The organism is Flavobacterium glycogeni (assembly GCF_048286775.1).
GTDB lineage: Bacteria > Bacteroidota > Bacteroidia > Flavobacteriales > Flavobacteriaceae > Flavobacterium.
Window position 1 is genome coordinate 1 of record NZ_JBLVPV010000056.1, and the last position, 3,130, is coordinate 3,130.

Annotated in this window: 1 tRNA gene and 1 rRNA gene; both read left to right on the plus strand. The window is 48.1% G+C overall.

The window, feature by feature from the left end:
- Window positions 1-42 precede the first annotated feature (42 nt).
- Window positions 43-116: transfer RNA gene (locus tag ACNQGX_RS18215), tRNA-Ala, on the plus strand.
- Window positions 117-244: 128 nt separating this feature from the next.
- Window positions 245-3,130: ribosomal RNA gene (locus ACNQGX_RS18220) — 23S ribosomal RNA — on the plus strand.

Here is a 3,130-nt window from a genome sequence, read left to right on the forward strand (position 1 = left end):
ATTACACATTAATTCAAAATTCAACATTCTAAATTTAGAAATGGGGGATTAGCTCAGCTGGCTAGAGCGCCTGCCTTGCACGCAGGAGGTCAACGGTTCGACTCCGTTATTCTCCACAGATCCGAAAGGATAAAAGTTCATTGACATATTGAGATAAGAAAATAATAAAAAGTAGAAAGCATTTTTTGCTTGTTTATCATTAGACAAGTAAAAGAAACGGTCCTAGTTAATTTTAGGATTGGTACAATAAGCAAAATAAGGGCGTATGGGGGATGCCTTGGCTCTCAGAGGCGATGAAGGGCGTGATAAGCTGCGAAAAGCTACGGGGATTGGCACACACGATATGATCCGTAGATACCCGAATGGGGCAACCCACTATGTTGAAGACATAGTACACCGATAGGTGGGCAAACCCGCTGAACTGAAACATCTAAGTAGGCGGAGGAGAAGAAAACAAAAGTGATTCCGTAAGTAGTGGCGAGCGAACGCGGATTAGCCCAAACCAATGATGTTACGGCATTATTGGGGTTGTAGGACCACGACATTTGATGTAAAGCGAATTAGAATTTACTGGAAAGTAAAGCCAAAGAAGGTGATAGCCCTGTATAAGTAAGTGATATAATCGATAGTGGTATCCTGAGTAGGGCGGGACACGAGAAATCCTGTCTGAATTTGGCGGGACCATCCGCTAAGGCTAAATACTCCTGAGAGACCGATAGTGAACCAGTACCGTGAGGGAAAGGTGAAAAGAACCGTGAATAACGGAGTGAAATAGATCCTGAAACCATACGCTTACAAGCGGTCGGAGCCCCTTCGTGGGGTGACGGCGTGCCTTTTGCATAATGAGCCTACGAGTTAACGTTGCTGGCAAGGATAAGTGGTTAAGCCACGGATCCGTAGCGAAAGCGAGTCTGAATAGGGCGCTTTAGTCAGTAGTGTTAGACGCGAAACCGTGTGATCTACCCATGGGCAGGTTGAAGCTGTGGTAACACACAGTGGAGGACCGAACCGGTTGACGTTGAAAAGTCTTCGGATGACCTGTGGGTAGGGGTGAAAGGCCAATCAAACTCGGAAATAGCTCGTACTCCCCGAAATGCATTTAGGTGCAGCGTTATGCGTAAAGTTATATAGAGGTAGAGCTACTGATTGGATGCGGGGGCTTCACCGCCTACCAATTCCTGACAAACTCCGAATGCTATATAATGTTTCATAACAGTGAGGGCTTGGGTGCTAAGGTCCAAGTCCGAGAGGGAAAGAACCCAGACCATCAGCTAAGGTCCCCAAATATACACTAAGTTGAAAGAACGAGGTTTGTCTGCCCAGACAGCTAGGATGTTGGCTTGGAAGCAGCCATTCATTTAAAGAGTGCGTAACAGCTCACTAGTCGAGCGGACGAGCATGGATAATAATCGGGCATAAGTGTATTACCGAAGCTATGGATTTCATATTAAATTATGGAGTGGTAGGGGAGCATTCTCACAGGGTAGAAGGTGTATCGTAAGGTATGCTGGACCGGTGAGAAAAGAAAATGTAGGCATAAGTAACGATAATGCGGGCGAGAAACCCGCACACCGAAAGACTAAGGTTTCCACAGCTATGCTAATCAGCTGTGGGTTAGTCGGGACCTAAGGCGAACCCGAAAGGGACAGTCGATGGACAACGGGTTAATATTCCCGTACTAGTTATTACTGTGATGGGGTGACGGAGTGATGAAAGCGCCGCGAACTGACGGAATAGTTCGTTGAAGTACCTACCTATAAGCTGCGCAGGCAAATCCACGCGGCTTGGGGAAATACGATAGTACTCGGAGTCTTCGGACAAAGAGATAGTGCGCCTAAGGGCTTCCAAGAAAAACCTCTAAACTTCAGGTAATAAGTACCCGTACCGCAAACCGACACAGGTAGTCGAGGAGAGAATCCTAAGGTGCTCGAGAGATTCATGGCTAAGGAATTAGGCAAAATAGACCCGTAACTTCGGGAGAAGGGTCGCCAGCAGCAATGCTGGCCGCAGTGAAGAGGTCCAGGCGACTGTTTATCAAAAACACAGGGCTCTGCAAAATCGTAAGATGAAGTATAGGGCCTGACACCTGCCCGGTGCTGGAAGGTTAAGAGGAGATGTTATCTTCGGAGAAGCATTGAATTGAAGCCCCAGTAAACGGCGGCCGTAACTATAACGGTCCTAAGGTAGCGAAATTCCTTGTCGGGTAAGTTCCGACCTGCACGAATGGTGTAACGATCTGGACACTGTCTCAGCCATGAGCTCGGTGAAATTGTAGTAGCGGTGAAGATGCCGCTTACCCGCAGTGGGACGAAAAGACCCTGTGCACCTTTACTATAGCTTAGTATTGACCTTGGATAAATGATGTGTAGGATAGGTTGGAGACTGTGAAGTGGCGTCGCTAGGCGTTGTGGAGTCATTGTTGAAATACAACCCTTTGTTTATCTGAGGCCTAACCCCGCGTTGCGGGGGACATTGCTTGGTGGGTAGTTTGACTGGGGTGGTCGCCTCCAAAAGAGTAACGGAGGCTTCTAAAGGTTCCCTCAGTACGCTTGGTAACCGTGCGTAGAGTGCAATGGCATAAGGGAGCTTGACTGAGAGACATACAGGTCGATCAGGTACGAAAGTAGAGCATAGTGATCCGGTGGTTCCGCATGGAAGGGCCATCGCTCAAAGGATAAAAGGTACGCCGGGGATAACAGGCTGATCTCCCCCAAGAGCTCATATCGACGGGGGGGTTTGGCACCTCGATGTCGGCTCGTCACATCCTGGGGCTGGAGAAGGTCCCAAGGGTTGGGCTGTTCGCCCATTAAAGTGGCACGCGAGCTGGGTTCAGAACGTCGTGAGACAGTTCGGTCTCTATCTACTGTGGGCGCAAGAAATTTGAGTGGATCTGATTCTAGTACGAGAGGACCGAATTGGACAAACCTCTAGTGTATCTGTTGTCACGCCAGTGGCATCGCAGAGTAGCTACGTTTGGAAGGGATAAGCGCTGAAAGCATATAAGCGCGAAACCCACCACAAGATGAGATTTCTTTTAAGGGTCGTGGGAGATGACCACGTTGATAGGCTATAGATGTAAAGGCAGTAATGTCATAGTCGAGTAGTACTAATAACCCGTAAGCTTATGTAC